The organism is Allobranchiibius sp. GilTou73 (assembly GCF_021391335.1).
Classification (GTDB): Bacteria; Actinomycetota; Actinomycetes; order Actinomycetales; family Dermatophilaceae; genus Allobranchiibius; species Allobranchiibius huperziae.
Genome location: NZ_CP090051.1, coordinates 1,822,456 through 1,836,319, shown reverse-complemented (window position 1 = coordinate 1,836,319; position 13,864 = coordinate 1,822,456). Strand labels below are relative to the sequence as shown.

16 protein-coding genes and 1 tRNA gene are annotated in these 13,864 nt (G+C 66.8%); 5 read left to right on the top strand and 12 right to left on the bottom strand.

Features of this window, described 5'->3' with window-relative positions; all coding sequences use genetic code 11:
* Window positions 1-45: 45 nt before the first annotated feature.
* From LVQ62_RS09235 to LVQ62_RS09225, 3 genes are all read left to right on the top strand, one after another.
* Complete coding sequence (locus tag LVQ62_RS09235; protein ID WP_233761053.1) at window positions 46-864, top strand: hypothetical protein; 819 nt, start codon at window positions 46-48, stop codon at window positions 862-864.
* A 52-nt stretch (window positions 865-916) separates the two neighbouring features.
* Window positions 917-1,477: a hypothetical protein gene (locus LVQ62_RS09230; protein WP_233761051.1), complete on the top strand. Its 561-nt coding sequence runs from the start codon at window positions 917-919 to the stop codon at window positions 1,475-1,477.
* Between the two features lie 67 nt (window positions 1,478-1,544).
* Window positions 1,545-1,952: a hypothetical protein gene (locus LVQ62_RS09225; protein ID WP_233761049.1), complete on the top strand. Its 408-nt coding sequence runs from the start codon at window positions 1,545-1,547 to the stop codon at window positions 1,950-1,952.
* A gap of 85 nt (window positions 1,953-2,037) precedes the next feature.
* Here the strand turns inward: LVQ62_RS09225 and LVQ62_RS09220 are convergent, their stop codons facing one another.
* From LVQ62_RS09220 to LVQ62_RS09175, 11 genes are all read right to left on the bottom strand, one after another.
* The gene (locus LVQ62_RS09220) at window positions 2,038-3,252 is read right to left on the bottom strand and encodes a tyrosine-type recombinase/integrase (RefSeq protein ID WP_233761047.1); all 1,215 of its coding nucleotides are present in this window, start codon (window positions 3,250-3,252) and stop codon (window positions 2,038-2,040) included.
* A gap of 4 nt (window positions 3,253-3,256) precedes the next feature.
* Window positions 3,257-3,502, bottom strand: a complete 246-nt coding sequence (locus LVQ62_RS09215; RefSeq protein WP_233761046.1) for a hypothetical protein — start codon at window positions 3,500-3,502, stop codon at window positions 3,257-3,259.
* On the bottom strand, window positions 3,499-4,170 hold the full coding sequence (locus tag LVQ62_RS09210) for a recombinase family protein (protein ID WP_233761044.1): 672 nt from the start codon (window positions 4,168-4,170) through the stop codon (window positions 3,499-3,501). The genes LVQ62_RS09215 and LVQ62_RS09210 overlap by 4 nt, the downstream gene beginning before the upstream one ends.
* Before the next feature lie 428 nt (window positions 4,171-4,598).
* The gene (locus tag LVQ62_RS17515) at window positions 4,599-4,724 is read right to left on the bottom strand and encodes a hypothetical protein (protein WP_255696353.1); all 126 of its coding nucleotides are present in this window, start codon (window positions 4,722-4,724) and stop codon (window positions 4,599-4,601) included.
* Between the two features lie 282 nt (window positions 4,725-5,006).
* Entirely contained in the window at window positions 5,007-6,260 is a 1,254-nt protein-coding gene (locus LVQ62_RS09205) for an AAA family ATPase (RefSeq protein WP_233761042.1), read from the bottom strand.
* Complete coding sequence (locus tag LVQ62_RS09200) at window positions 6,253-6,855, bottom strand: hypothetical protein (protein ID WP_233761040.1); 603 nt, start codon at window positions 6,853-6,855, stop codon at window positions 6,253-6,255. The genes LVQ62_RS09205 and LVQ62_RS09200 overlap by 8 nt, the downstream gene beginning before the upstream one ends.
* Before the next feature lie 190 nt (window positions 6,856-7,045).
* A complete protein-coding gene (locus tag LVQ62_RS09195) occupies window positions 7,046-7,624 on the bottom strand; it encodes a hypothetical protein (RefSeq protein ID WP_233761038.1) in 579 nt (192 codons plus the stop codon).
* 193 nt (window positions 7,625-7,817) lie between these two features.
* On the bottom strand, window positions 7,818-9,224 hold the full coding sequence (locus LVQ62_RS09190; protein ID WP_233761036.1) for a major capsid protein: 1,407 nt from the start codon (window positions 9,222-9,224) through the stop codon (window positions 7,818-7,820).
* Between the two features lie 206 nt (window positions 9,225-9,430).
* The gene (locus LVQ62_RS09185) at window positions 9,431-9,949 is read right to left on the bottom strand and encodes a hypothetical protein (RefSeq protein WP_233761034.1); all 519 of its coding nucleotides are present in this window, start codon (window positions 9,947-9,949) and stop codon (window positions 9,431-9,433) included.
* 355 nt (window positions 9,950-10,304) lie between these two features.
* Window positions 10,305-10,520: a helix-turn-helix domain-containing protein gene (locus tag LVQ62_RS09180; protein ID WP_233761032.1), complete on the bottom strand. Its 216-nt coding sequence runs from the start codon at window positions 10,518-10,520 to the stop codon at window positions 10,305-10,307.
* 1,023 nt (window positions 10,521-11,543) lie between these two features.
* Window positions 11,544-12,722 carry a PrsW family intramembrane metalloprotease gene (locus tag LVQ62_RS09175; protein ID WP_233761030.1) on the bottom strand — a complete coding sequence of 393 codons (1,179 nt, stop codon included), beginning with the start codon at window positions 12,720-12,722 and terminating at the stop codon, window positions 11,544-11,546.
* A 64-nt stretch (window positions 12,723-12,786) separates the two neighbouring features.
* On the opposite strand from LVQ62_RS09175, the gene orn reads away from it, so the two are divergent.
* Window positions 12,787-13,401 carry an oligoribonuclease gene (gene orn, locus LVQ62_RS09170; RefSeq protein WP_255696352.1) on the top strand — a complete coding sequence of 205 codons (615 nt, stop codon included), beginning with the start codon at window positions 12,787-12,789 and terminating at the stop codon, window positions 13,399-13,401.
* 97 nt (window positions 13,402-13,498) lie between these two features.
* A tRNA-His gene (locus LVQ62_RS09165) sits at window positions 13,499-13,574 on the top strand.
* A gap of 63 nt (window positions 13,575-13,637) precedes the next feature.
* Here the strand turns inward: LVQ62_RS09165 and LVQ62_RS09160 are convergent.
* Window positions 13,638-13,793 (bottom strand): hypothetical protein, encoded by a 156-nt coding sequence (locus tag LVQ62_RS09160; RefSeq protein WP_233767929.1) that lies wholly within the window; start codon window positions 13,791-13,793, stop codon window positions 13,638-13,640.
* Window positions 13,794-13,864 lie beyond the last annotated feature (71 nt).

The window sequence follows — 13,864 nt, the reverse complement described above, 5'->3', positions numbered from 1 at the left end:
CGGTAGCTCTCTGGCATGATCAGGAGCCACCGACAAGGGGACCGCATGCAATGGACACCACGCTCACAACGACTCGGTATCCGCGATCTTGACGGGCCCTTCGATGGCGTCCCAAGTCACCTAGTCGGCCCGCTGGTCGATTGGTTGTATTGGGTCCTTTACGAGCAGCAAGCTTCCTGGGATGTCGGCACCATGACCTGGCTGTGTCTTCGCCTACGCATCCCAGTGTCTACCGGCGCATCAGGCTCAGGCCTGTTCGAAACATTGAAAAGCGCAGCACGAGACGCAGACACTTTTCTAGACATCATTGAGGGGGTGCTTTACGCCAAGCAAGATTTTCGCGTAGCTCATAACCTACGCACATTTCTTGAGGCCGGGGGCTCGACGTTGACCGTTGGTCCGTCAAATAGCCAGCTCACTGAGGTTGTCAACCCGACGGCGCAGAAGCTCGTTGAGGAAGCCCTCTCCGCTGGAGACGAGGCGGCGGCCGAGCTTAGCCACGCATGGGAAAACGCCTACGGTCGGTCCCCTGACCCGAGCGATGCGTGGGATCACGCGATCAAGGCACTCGAATGTGTTCTCGTGCCTGTCGTGGAACCGAACAACTCGAAGGGGACACTCGGCAGTGTGATCGCAGCTTTGAATAGCGCACCGCAAAAATGGCAGGCGATCTTCCCCGGGCCCAACCTAGACAACGACGTCGCCAATCTCGTCGGTGCACTGCGACTCGCATGGCCAAACCCCGATCGACACGGTGGGGGCACGTTGCGTGCACCGACCTTGGAGGAAGCACGGGCCGTCATAGGTGTAGCGGCCACGTTTTTACAGATGCATCGCCAGGGCTGGATCGTCAAGCCTCGGTAGCTCACGAAGGAAACGCGACCATCTGTCAGTCGTCAGGGCAATAGTGGTGTACATGTCAGAGCTCTGGTCAGTGACAGTCCCAAGTTGGCTTACCGGTGCCGGCACGCTCGGTCTCGCAGGGTTCGCCTTCGCTCAGGTCCGAGGCGCTCGCACTGATGCCGCGACGAGGTATGACCAAGAGCAGCACGCGCGAGCCAGCCTTATTGCGGGGTGGGTGCTGAACCCCAACGAGAAACGCACCGCGATCGTTCTCGAGAACAATTCGGGCGGGCCGGTGTACGACGTTGACGCGTACATATGCGCCCGGGGCACCGACGACGACGGAAACCTCACGGACGAATTGACAGTCAGGCGGACTCGGATAATCCTCATCCCGCCAGGTCGATGGTATGGGTACGTGGCCGGACCCTTCGGCTTCCCGAAGCCCGAGAGAAACTCGACGGCAGGCACGCCAGTTGGCCTCGCGATTACGTTCCGCGATTCCTCAGGGCGGCGGTGGTTACGCCACCACGAGGGGGCGATCACGGAAGCCCCCGACACCGTAGCAATCTATTCGGGCGTCGAGGACAGAAAATTTCTCGGGTGGGACTTGAGCAAGGAGGTTCGCAACTGAGCGCACGTCTTGCGCCTGTGGATAACTCGGGACCTTGCTGTCGGTGCTCTCGGGCACACTGGTGCGTATGACTACCGAATTCACGCCGCTCCGGCGCATCCAGAAACCCCTTATCGAGCAAATGACCGATCCCAACGCCGTCCACACAGTTGGCATGGACCCCGCCGAAGTCTTCATTCCACTGAGCGGCCAACCGGCCCGAGAATGGATCGAGGCGTTCGGCGCGAACCAGAACCCCTTCCCATCGAGCGGCGGCATCTGGGACGGCGAAGAGCCTCCAATCATCACCGGCAACAAGATAAAGTTCTGGGCACCGCTGGCTGAGGTCGAGGAAAAAATCGTCAAGATCAACCAGCGCATCGATATAGCTAACGACCTCTACGCCCAGCACCTCAGGGACCAAGCGGCCGCAACGGCGTCATTCGAGGAGCGAGCGGCTCAAGTGGCCGACAAGTGGGACACGGGCGACAACTAGTCGCCACCCTAAGCCACGGGAAGCACCCCGCCGGAGGAGTACCTAGGCGGGGTGCGTTCGTCCGTGACGCTGGCATACGTGGCGGCTACGGGGTCGCCGCCCGAGTGAGCGGCGTAACGGTCGCCGCTTCAGGAGCCGCGGTCGCAACGTAGGCAGCGAACGCCGCCGCCTCCTTCGAGTGGTCGCTCGGGTAGAGGTGGCTGTAAATCTTGTCGGTCGTGGCGAGTGACGCGTGCCCCGACCAGCGGCTCACCTTCAACGGCTCGACGCCCGCCGCCAGCAGCATGGACGCGAACGTGTGCCGGAGGTCGTGGAACCGGGTCTCGGTCGGTAGACCCGCCGTGACGAGGGCGGGCTTGTAGTGGCGCCGGTACAGCACACCCGGGTCGTAGGGCCGGTCCCAATCCGGCAGCCCCGTCCCGACTGACCGCCCCGGCCACAGCGGCGCGGTCGGGTCGTTGCGGCGGGGGTGACCACCCAGCCAGACGCGCAGATCCTCGACGAGCGGCGCGTGCAGGATCGGCACGGTTCTACGGCTCCGGATGGACTTCGGCGTCCCGATGACCCACTCCCCCTTGATCCGGGCGGCAGTACGGGCGACCGTGATCGTCTTCTGGAGGAGGTTGATGTCTCGGACCTGTAGCCCGGCGATCTCCCCAGCCCGCAGGCCCGTGTAAGCGGCTACGCGGATGATCAGGTCATACGGCGGTTGATCAGCGAGCGCCGTGGCGAGGCTCTCGACCTGTGCTGGAGTGAGGAATACCGCCTGGAACGGGACCACGCCCGCCGCGGTCGGGCTCGGAAGGTCGAGACCCGCGCACGGATTAGTCGCGAGCCAGCCGCGGCGGATCGCCATCCGGCAGGCCTGATTCAGCGCGCCGACTGCCTTGTGGACCGTGCTCAACGTCAGCCCCCTCGATGCGGGGGTGGGCGGGTTCAGCAGGTCGCGCGCCCAAGCTTCAATCTCTCCTGCCGTCAACGAGTTCAGCCGCCGCGCACCCCACATCGGGAGGATCCGCGCGTTGTAGACCTGCTCGTACCCGAGCAGCGTGCTCGGCTTCAGCCCACGAGCTCGATGCGCTCCCAACACCTCCTCCACGGCGTCCGCGACGGTGCGCGTCGTCTTGCGGTAGTGCTGGGTGGACTGCCCGTCGGCGACCGCCGTCGCGACCCGCGCTAATTCGCGCTGCGCCGTACGGCGCGAACGGTAAGTGCGCTGCCGGTGGGTGCCAGTGACGTCGCGCCACCGCAGCGTGTACGTCGGGCCGGACGAGGTGAGGTTCTCTACAAGGTGCGCCATGAGGTCATTCCTTCTGAGCGGGGGTGGGGGTAGGGGCAGACGCGAGTGCTGTCCAGCGCTCCGCGAGCGCCGACAGCACGAGGTCGTCCTCCGCGAGCAGCAACGCGAGCTCGGTCGGGTTGACGGGGAATCCGAGCGCGGCCATACCCCGGCGGAACTCCTCTGGGGTCTCCGGGCGAAGCCGCCCGAGCACCTGAACGGCGGCGTGTCGCCGGTCGGCTGTGATGGGGGTTGGTGGCGCTTCGGTCATGACGCCACCGCCTCAGTGCGCGCGGCGTTGTAGGTGCGCCGGACGGTGCTGGGCTGCCAGCCGGGTCGGCCCTGCGGCGAGAGCACGCCGTCGTCGGTCAGGGCGCGGGCGATCGCGTCGAAGCTCGCTCCCCCGTCGCGCTCGGTGACGATCCGGTGCCGGATGACGGCCGGGGTGAGTGAGCGCCGCCCGATGCGCGAGCCGCGTGCCTTCGCAGCGGCCATTCCTTCGCGCGTGCGGGTGGCGATCATCTCCCGCTCCAACTCCGCGAACGTCGCGAGCATCTGCGCCATCGCTCGGCCGTACGGCGACGACAGGTCAAGGCTGAGGTCGCAGACGATGAGATCCCAACCCTGCGACCGGGCCAGGTCGAGGACGTTGCTCGCGTCCAGCACCGACCGCGCCAGCCGGTCCATCTTCGCCACGATCAGCGCGTCGGCCCGCCCGGCGGCGAGCTGGTCGAGCGCGTCTCGCAGACCGGCGTTGATGCGCTTGCCGCTCTTGCCTTCGTCCCGCATCAGTTCCACGGGCCACCCGCGTCGGTCGGCCTCACGGGCGATGGTCTCCAGTTGTGCGTCGAGGCCCAGGCCGCTGCGGGTCTGCTCGTCGGTGGACACCCGTAGGTAGCCGAGTGCTCGGGTCACAGGTCGCGGGGTCGGTGTGGTCATTGGGTCCTCCTTGGCTGGGTCGGGGCGGATAACGGCCGTCAACGCCTTACGCCCCGTCGGTAGAGCCCTTCGTACGCCAATTCCGCGCCGAACGCTACAAACCCTGGTACAAAGCCATATGCGCCAATCTCCCTGGCGCAGAGCGTGATCCGGGACGAGTACCCATCCGGTCGGCGTTCGCCACAGAGCGCCACAGCAGTGGCCACCTGGGGGTCGTCCGACGCGATCGCTTGACGGCGGGGTGGGGCGGGCAGCAGGTGAATCGAGCCGACTCGTCGTGGCGGCGTGGTCGTGGTCAGCGGAGCGAGCGTGATCGGTCGCGGTGGAACCGATTGATTCATCGGTCGGTTGCGGCGCGACGAGCCGCTGATGCGAGGACAGTCGGCGAGCAGCACACCCGAGCCAATCGGGTGTGCTGCCCGCACTTCCTAACGGCGCAACAACGCGATCACGTGCGTGACGTGGTCCGCGATAGTGCTCAACGCGACGGCTGCCGCGAGCGCTCCCGTGATGGTCACGCGACGACGACGCGTGCGCGAGTTGGACTTGGGCATGGCAACTCCCTGACGAAACTAAGGAACGGTTTCGCTGTTCCACGCCACGCCATGCACTGGTCGAATCCCCGGGCCTAGCGTGGATGCCCTCATCGACGCCAGAAACATATGGCGCCGCGCCTAGGCCGTCAAGCGCGCTGTTACCGGTACCCCTGATGGCCGGGTACCGACGACGGGCTCGTGGGGTACGGCGCGGTGCGTGTCTCCCTACGGGATAGACACACGCCCCGCTGCCGGTACCCGTGGCTCCGGTATCTGTGGGTATCGGTAGGTACCAATGCCTCATTCGGCATCATCCTCCGAACCCTCAGACCCGACGATCCGCACTTCGAGGCGGTAGGGGTCGACGTCTCCAGGCGAGTGGGTTTTGCGGTTGGGCTTGCCTTCCTGCCGGAGCCATCCGTTGGCGACGGCGAGAGCGACCGCCGGTGCGCGGTGTTCGGCCTTCCCGCCCATCCGCTCCTTCAGCTCCCCGGTCAACAACGGCTCGCCGCCCGCCACGGCGACGTCGCGCACCACCTCAAACGCCTTCAGCGCCAACCGCTCGATCGTGCTCTGCGTCGGGGTGGCGGTGTTACCGGTCCAACTCAGATGGCGCGTGGTCTCGTCGAACACCAGCCCACCGAACGGCGGCAGGTCCACATCGCGCCCGAACGCCTGCAACCAGCGCTCACCCCGCCCAGACCCGGTGTACGACCAGATCACATCGGCCCAGCCTTCTTGCTTCGTGCCGCCTCGCGGACGCAACGCGCGGTCGTGCGGGGTGGCGTCGTCGCGGTGTTGCTGGTGAGCGTCGGCGCCTGCGTGTTGGACGAGAAAGGAGGTGTGGACGTCGGCGCGGCGTTTGATGGAGTCAATGCCTCGGAGCCACGCCGCGGTCGCGGTGTTGTCGTTTTCTTCGCCGCCGTACAGCGCCGACTTCGGATCAAGAATGACCGCGGCGATATGGTGCTCGCGCATCCACCGCACGGTCCAATCCGCCACCGCCGGAACATCAAACGCCATCTCCATCCCGCGCAGGTGAAGTGGGAACACCCGCTCCAGCGGCAGCCCGACCTCCGTCACCCATCGCAGTGCTTGCGCTTTGGAGAGCTCAGCGTTCAACCACGCCACGTTCTCGTGCGCAGGTAACGCCGATCCAGCGAAGCGCTCCGCATCGAACAGCGCCTCACCCGTCAGCAGCGCCCGCATCACGTTCAACGTCAGCACCGTTTTGCCGGCCTTGGCCGACGCGACCACGAGCACGTTCGCTCCCCGGAACACCAACCCAGGTATCTGCCACTCCATCGGCTCGACCCCGCGTGCGATCTGCTCCGCGGCGGAACCTTCGTCCTCCGGCGGCGTCCAGCTATCGGCGGCGAGGTCTCGCTCAACGGCCGCCGCAGCGCGACGCCGCCGCCACTGCCGGTCGTACTCGCCGCGGTCGTAGTCAGGCTCCTCCGTATCGGCCTGCGACGCTTCCCACTCGGCGAACCCCGGCCACGGTTTCAGCCGCCGCTGCGCGAGGTCTTCGGGGGTGGCGTTCACGTCAGGCATGAGGTGCTCCTTGGATAATCGGCGTCCAATTCTCAATGTTTTCAACGCTCTCCGCGTCCGGCGCGTAGCCGTCATCCCACGGAACGGCGGGAGGCAGCGCCGCGACCTCGGCGCGGAGCTCGGCCACCGATTGGCCTCGGAAATCGCGGATGCCCAACCCCGCTTGAAGGTGGTCGCTCACGTCGTTCCCGACCGCGGCCCGAGCGACCCGTATGCGGTTCTCGCGGATGCCGACCCCGATCAGCAGGTCCGCCCGCAGGAGGGCACACCGGGCGCCGGTCGGGTCGCTATCGGCGGCCACGATCAGCCACCCCCGCCACCCCCGAAAATGCTCCGCTTGCTCGGGGGTGAATTTCCCGGCGCCGCCGTGGTGGGAGGTCGCGACCTCCCCGAGAGCGGCGACCGAGTCGGCGTCCTTCTCGCCCTCCGTGAGCCAGATTCGCCGCGGCCGCCTCAGCCGTTTTGCGGCGAGAAGCTCGGGGAGGTGGTAGAGGTACGCCTCCGCGCCTACCGGCTTGCGAGCGACCCATACGTGTGGTCTTGCGGCTGGGTCTGGGCGGTACCGGTAGCCGAAACCTTTCGGCTCGTAGCGCACATGCTGGAATTGTTCAATTCCGCGGGAGTTTCGATATGAATACGCCGCAATGAGTCGCCGTGATTCGCCGGATCGAGGTAACATATAAGAGTCTCCTTGTTCTCATTGGTGTGGGGTTTGGGTGGACACCCGGTTGACCGCCGAAAAGGGGCCGGGCGCGAAGTGGAAAGCGCGCCCGGCCCTTTCGCGTTTACCGGCCCTTAAGTGGCGGCTTGAGGAGCGACTCCGGCTTGCCGATCGCTTGCGTACGGGCCGCGGTCGCTATCCAACGCAGCCCGGTCGCCATCGCCGCTCGTCCGGCGGGATCTTCGTGGGCGTCGTGGCCGAGCTCCTGCAACATCGCGAGCATCGCTCCCTCAACGAGATCCAGTTGCCGCTGCTGGAGGTGGATCCGCCACTGCTCGAGGCCTACTTGAAGCGCCGTCCGCGTTAGCCGCAATAACAAATCCCGTTCCTTCAGATACAAATCGACATACGGGCCGATCGCGGCCTCCACCCGGCGCAGCGTCCCCGCGTCGAGACCGCCGGACTTCGTCTCCTCGGTCACCCGCAGGAGGTCCTTCTCGATTCCGCGCCCAGCGAGGATCGCGTTCAACGCCTCGACGTTCCCCGCGGTCCGGTCAATCTCGCGCTGAAGCGTCGCGGCCGGGTCGGAATGTTGCAGCGGCACGTTGAACGCATCGACAGCCTGGCGGACCTGCTCGACGGCATAGCGCCGCTCACCCGCGGCCTTGATCGCTTTGACGCTTCCGCCATGTTTCGCGCACACAGTCCCGCCGCGGATCGCCCAGCCTCCGCACCGCTCGCCCGTCGATCGCTTTCGCGCCTTGCACCGATATTGGTCCGGGGCTTTTCCTGGCATTTCATTTCCTCTGACCTGTGTGGAATGTGTGAATTTGGGTGAATGGATCCCGGCCCCGTTCCGCGGATCCCTGTCGCAAAACGGGGCGGGGCGTTCGGGGTCAGTAGGTACTGGTGTTGACCGTGCCCGCGCTCAGGCCGTTGGCCCGGACCGTGCTGATGACTTCGAGGGATTCGACGCCGCGGTACGCGACGCCCTCAAAGGTCTCCACGAAGGTTTCAAGCTGGTTCGTGGCGTTCAGGGTCGAGTCGCGGACCACGTTCACGTCCAGACGGCCACCTTCCAACGCGACCCACGACCCTGCCGGGAATGCCTGCCAGGCAACGGTTTTCGGGAAATCGAGCAGCGACCCAGCGGACTGCGCACCGAAGGTCTGAGCGGGCACGGCGATCCCGCCGACCGTCGCGGCGGCAGGCCCGTCCTGAAGCCAGATCGCCTGCGCGCCCCGGGCCGCGAGCAACCCCTCAATCTGCGCGACCGTTAGATCCCAGGCCTCCGTGATCTCCCCGCCGTGCGCCATCTCCCGGACGAGATCCGACCGAATCAAGTTCTGGATCCAGACCGGCAGCAGCACGGTGACGGGGTGACCGTCCGCGAGCCGGTGCCGATAACGGATGCCCGCGACAACGGCGTCCACGGTGCCGAGGAAGTCCCGCGCAGCACCGAGCAGCTGCCCGGAAGAGACCGTCGTGGAGCCCGCCGAGATCTTGCCGAGCAGGTTGAGCTCCGCGGTTCGCGCGGCCGCTGTCATAGCGAGCCCGATGATGCCGTCGACCCACTCGGGCGAAAAGCGGGCCTGGAGATTCCCGAGCTGGATTCGAGTAGGCACGGCGTCCACGAACACTTCGGTCTCAGCCCCGCACGAGATCGTGAGGACCGGCTTGGTTGCGCCGCCGGGGTTGGCGTCGGCCGCCTCGGTCCAGATCCCGGTCGCCGACGCCGCGTTGCTGCTCGCGAGCGAAGGCGTGGTCAAGTACCGGACGCCGCCGCGCCTCGCCGCGAAGGTCGGCAGGCCGTCCTTAAGGGGGCGCGATTCGTTCGTCAGCACCGGCACGGAGAAGTCCACATCGACCGGCCCGCAGATACCACCGCTCGCGACCATCGCGGCGGGGTTAAGCAGCGCGTCGAGCTTCGCCGTGTTGCCGCCACTGTCCATCGCGTCGAGCGTGCGGTCCTCGGGGTACTCGTACGACGCACGAGCCACCGAGTGGTAGTTCCCGGCTCGGTCCCGGCGAGCCGCAGCCACGGCGTCGCCGAACGCGGTCGCGAGACCCGCGCTGTCGTTGATCGCGGCGCCCGAGGCCGTCAGTACCGACCCACGTGCGCCCGTGCCACCCTGCGGCGCCGGAGAGCTCACGCGGTGCCCTCGGACCTGCGCGGCCGCCGCACCCAGGCTTGGCGCAGCGGGCGGGGCATCGGCGGGGGTTACTAGAGACGACAGCAGTGCCTCGGCACCGTCGGCGCCCTCCGCGTCAATAACGTCGCGAACCGCACGCATGACACGCATACCGCGCGCCTCGCGCTCGGGAGAAATTGAAGGTCGCATAGCTGAATCCGTTCGTGTCAAAGGGGAATTGGAACCCTCGCGAACGGTCCGGCCAGCAGCCCCTAAACGGGGCGGCCTCCTCAGCGAACCGACGGGAAAGGTCGGCTCGCGGCTCGCACTGCTGGCGCTGGCCCGGCAGTGCGGCGTTCGCGAGTAGCTTACGGCGCTTAGGGGGTATCCCCGGTTTGATCGCCGCCGCCGTTAGCCATCTGCTGGAGCTCGGCCGCGATCTTGGCCTCTTGACGCGCGCGGTAGATGCGGTAATTCCGATCCGCCTCGGCAGCTCCGCGAATGCAGTTCGCACAACGGAAAGCCCATGGACGTGACCAACACACGGTGCTTCCGGCCGGAAGCTCAGCGACTTCGCGCTTCCCATCGCTCCAGGTCACATGAACCGGGATCGCTCCGCCCTCAGGCAGCCGGTAACGGAATTTGATGTCGTCGTCGTGGATAACGTCATGGGAGCCGCACCCGATGCAACGTTCATCGTGCTTGCCGTGGGCTGAGTGATCGGCGTGCTCTGCGGCCGTCATCAGCCCTTGTCGCAGATGCCGGCAGCAGGCCCATGCCTCGAACCCATCCGGCTGCTCCGAAAGCGCGAGCGCGGGGGTGACTTTCACCGGCCACGCGCTCGGAGCCAGAAGATTGGAAATCGCGGTCATCTCTGCGTTGGTCTCGGCGAACACATACTCATCCGAACCCATTACGCCTCGCCCGCCTCAGCCAGCGTGTGGAGCGCAGCCATCACGCGCCGCGTCGACCTCCGGTTGAGCCGGAGCGGCGGAGCGTCGGGGTCAGCCTCGCGCCGGAGCGCGTCCAGGAGCCCATTCAACGCTTCGGGCTCCCGGAGCGCACGGCGCGTGCTCGCAGAGCGCGGCGGATGAGCGACCGTACGCGCTCCGGCTGCGCTGATCGACCACCACCCGGCCATCGGCCCGGTCGTCAAGTGCCGAACTATCAGCACGTCCAAACCCGTGAGTTCGCAAATGACCTCCCGGGCGGCGTCCTCAGTGGTCAGCGTGTTCTGGGTTGCAGTGGCGCTCATCGCACGTCACCGGCGCCGTTGGCGGTGCGGTCGAGCAGGTCTTCAAGATCGCGGACCCGGTAGCGCCGGGAGTGGCCAAGCGTGCTCCATCGGATCTGCGCGGAGCTACGGAGGCGGGCGAGTTGCCGGTCGGATATGCCGAGAACGCGGCACACGCCCTCGTCGTCGAGGATGCCCAGGTCGGGCGGAGTGGTGGACGGAGCGGTATTCACGAGATGCCTCACAAGTGGGTGCAGGAGCGCGCCAGCTATCTGGCTTGCGTCACGTGCGCTTCTGCGGCACGTCCCCGCTGGCGGGGTACTCCTGGGCATCTCGACCCGTGTGCGGGTCTTCGCGGTCCCGCTGGCCTCCCGGTCGTTCCCGGTTCCTACTCGGCCGTGCGGTGAGTTAGTTATACCTCGTCCGGCGGCGATCCGGTAGCCCTTCGCAGACGCAAAACCGTTGCGGTCGGGGCAAACTGCACTCTCACGTATGAATCCGGCGGTTTCCGTTGGAAATGGCGTTGGATTCCGTCGCGCCGATCCGGCAGGCTCGCGAAATCCCCTCCACCGCCGCCACGCCGAACCTCTACCGGACCGGAGCCGGACAACCAGCGTTGCTCGACGAATTCAGTTGGACTGCAATTTAATTCAGTATCGCCGGGTTGCTCATCGGTACTGGTTCGGTATTGCTCCGGAGGTGCTAGTTTCGGCCTTCTAATCCCTAGGTCGCAGGTTCGAGTCCTGCCGGGGGCACCAGTTCGTCCACCGCTCGCATCAGAAGGGCAGCGTCGTGAAGCGACAGGCCACCCCCTCCCGATGGCGGCCTGCCACGTTGCGCGCGAGATTCCTCCTCGTGGGGCTCCTCCTGGTCTGCGGAGTGCTGCTCGTTTCCCTCGCCCGAACAGGAGACTGGCTCGCAGTCGCGGGCATCCCCATCGCTTCTTTCGCTGGGGCCTGGATCGGGAGACGGAATCGCAGGGCACACGACTGAAGGACGCGACTTCTTCGGCCTGGGCGCGTACATCGGACGTCAGGAAGTGACCGCGCCGCCGACACCCCACCCGGGCCCGTACAGCGGACGCCGGTAAGTGACCGCGGCGCCGACGACCCACCCGGGGCGTGTACGCCGCGCGCAGGAAAGTGACCGAAGCGCCGACAACCCACCGGGCAGTGCGAGCCGACAGCAGCGCTCCTCGTCCAGGCCGCCTGAGAACCCCGCCGGAGGCACAGACGGCACGGACGCCGACGAGCGGTTCACCCGCGCCGGTAGAGCGCCGTGTCGAGGTAGGGCTCGCGGCACCCCGCGATCACGTTCAGCAGGTCGCGCTCATCCGCCCACAGTCGGGCTCCGCGCTGTCCGTGCGCGATCCGGGCCTGTAGCAGCGCGAGTTCGCTGCCGGCGTCCTGCAACTGGCGCATCTGATTTTCGCCGAGCCGACCGTAGTGCGCGCCCGCCCAGGCCCGGGCGTACCGGCGTTCCGGGATCGAGGCGAGCATCGCCACCTCGGGCAGGGTGAGGTCACCGGTCTCGACGTAGTGGCGCAGGTGCCGGTCGATCAGCGCCGCCTCCCGCCGCCGGGCGGTCACCACGATCGCGACGAACGCCGCGAAGAGCGGCAGCTGCAGCAGGAGGTAGGTCCACACCGACCCGTGGATCGCGAGGACGGCGCCGGCGTTCCAGCCCGCGTGCAGCAACACCGCGCAACACCAGCCGATGATCGGCGCCGCGATGCGCACCAGCCATCGGCCCGATGTCGCGGACAGACCGATGCCGATGCCCACACACAGAGAGAAGAGGGGGTGGGCGAACGGGCTCATGACCACGCGCACCAGGAAGGTCGCGAAGAGCCCGTGCCGACCGGCGGTGGAGTAACCCTGGGCCAGGTAGAAGACGTCCTCGACCGCGGCGAAGCCGGCTGCCGTCATCCCGGCATAGACCATCCCGTCGACGACACCGTCGATCTCCCGGCGCCAGAGCAGCAGGATCAGCAGAGGCGCCAGACCCTTCAGACTCTCCTCGACGACCGGCGCGACCGTGACGTCGAGGAGGCTGTCACCGGGTCTGACCCCGACGAGCGTGCCCCCGAACTGATTGAGGGTGAGCGCCCCGAGGGTCGCCACGCAGGCGCCCCAGGCGAAGACCATGACGAGCAGCTGGGGCGGCTCCCGCTCGAACCGGTCCAACCAGAGCAGCACCGGCACGATGATGCCGAGCACGACCAGCGACAGCATGATCCCCAGCACCGTGGCCGTCACGCCGGACTGCGCGCGGACGATCTTCAGGACCGAGTAGCCGCACGCGCCGAAGAACACGGCGAGCAGCGCGACCGCGAGCCAGTGCCGCAGGATCGGCCGGTGCAGCAGCAGGGCAGGTCGGTACGACGGACGCTTCTGACCCGGGACCGGCGCACCCCGGGGCGCCTCGGTGCTCACACCACAAAGATAAGACGAGCACGGCGTGAATCGACTGACGGACGCGGCCCCTAGGGTGGCGGTTGTGAGCGATGACAAAGCACGCACGGATCGCATCGTGTGGATCGACTGCGAGATGACCGGACTGTCCCTGGAGCACGACGCACTCATCGAGGTCGCCGCCCTGGTCACCGATTTCGATCTCAACCAGCTCGGCGACGGTGTCGACGTCGTCGTCAAGCCGCCGGCGGCCGCCCTGGAGCAGATGAACGACTTCGTGCGCGACATGCACACCAGCAGTGGTCTGCTGGAGGAGCTGTCCGGCGGGATGTCCATGCAGGATGCGCAGGAGCAGGTGATGGCCTACATCACCGAACACGCCCCGGAGGAGCGCCGCTGGCCGCTCGGCGGAAACACGGTGAGCACCGACCGGGGGTTCCTGGCCCGCGACATGCCCGCGCTCGAGGCGCACCTGCACTACCGGATCATCGACGTGTCCTCGATCAAGGAGCTGTCACGCCGCTGGTTCCCCAAGGCCTACTACGCGGCCCCGGCCAAGCACGGCGGGCACCGTGCGCTGGCCGACATCCGCGAGTCCATCGACGAGCTGCGCTACTGGCGTCAGGCCGTGTTCGTGCCACCACCCGGCCCCGACACCAAGGCCGCCCGAGCTCTCGCGGAGCCGCTGGAAGCTCACTGAGCGCACTGCCGGGGCGGTCGGAAGCACGGTCGTCCGGCAGGTATGATCGTCCGCGCTGCCTCCGCCCGGATCCGTCCAGGCACCCGGCGGCGCCATGGTGGGTGTAGCTCAGCTGGTAGAGCACCGCGTTGTGGTCGCGGTGGTCGCGGGTTCAAGTCCCGTCACTCACCCCACGAAGCGCCCTGGCATCACGATGAGGTGATGCCAGGGCGTCTTTCATGTGCCGACGGCGTGGGTCAGGTCCTGGACCTACCGCGCAACCAGCCCCAGATGCCGGTGGCCACGAAGAGGACGACGCCGATGAGGGCCAGCCACAGAAGTCCCTTGATCACGAACCCGAGAACCACGAGAACCAGCCAGATCACCAACAGGACAGCAACGATTCCGATCATGGGTCCATCCTGCTGCACGTCCGCGCGAGCCTGGGTGCGACGCGCGTGAGCGCCTCTCAATCAGGCGGTCG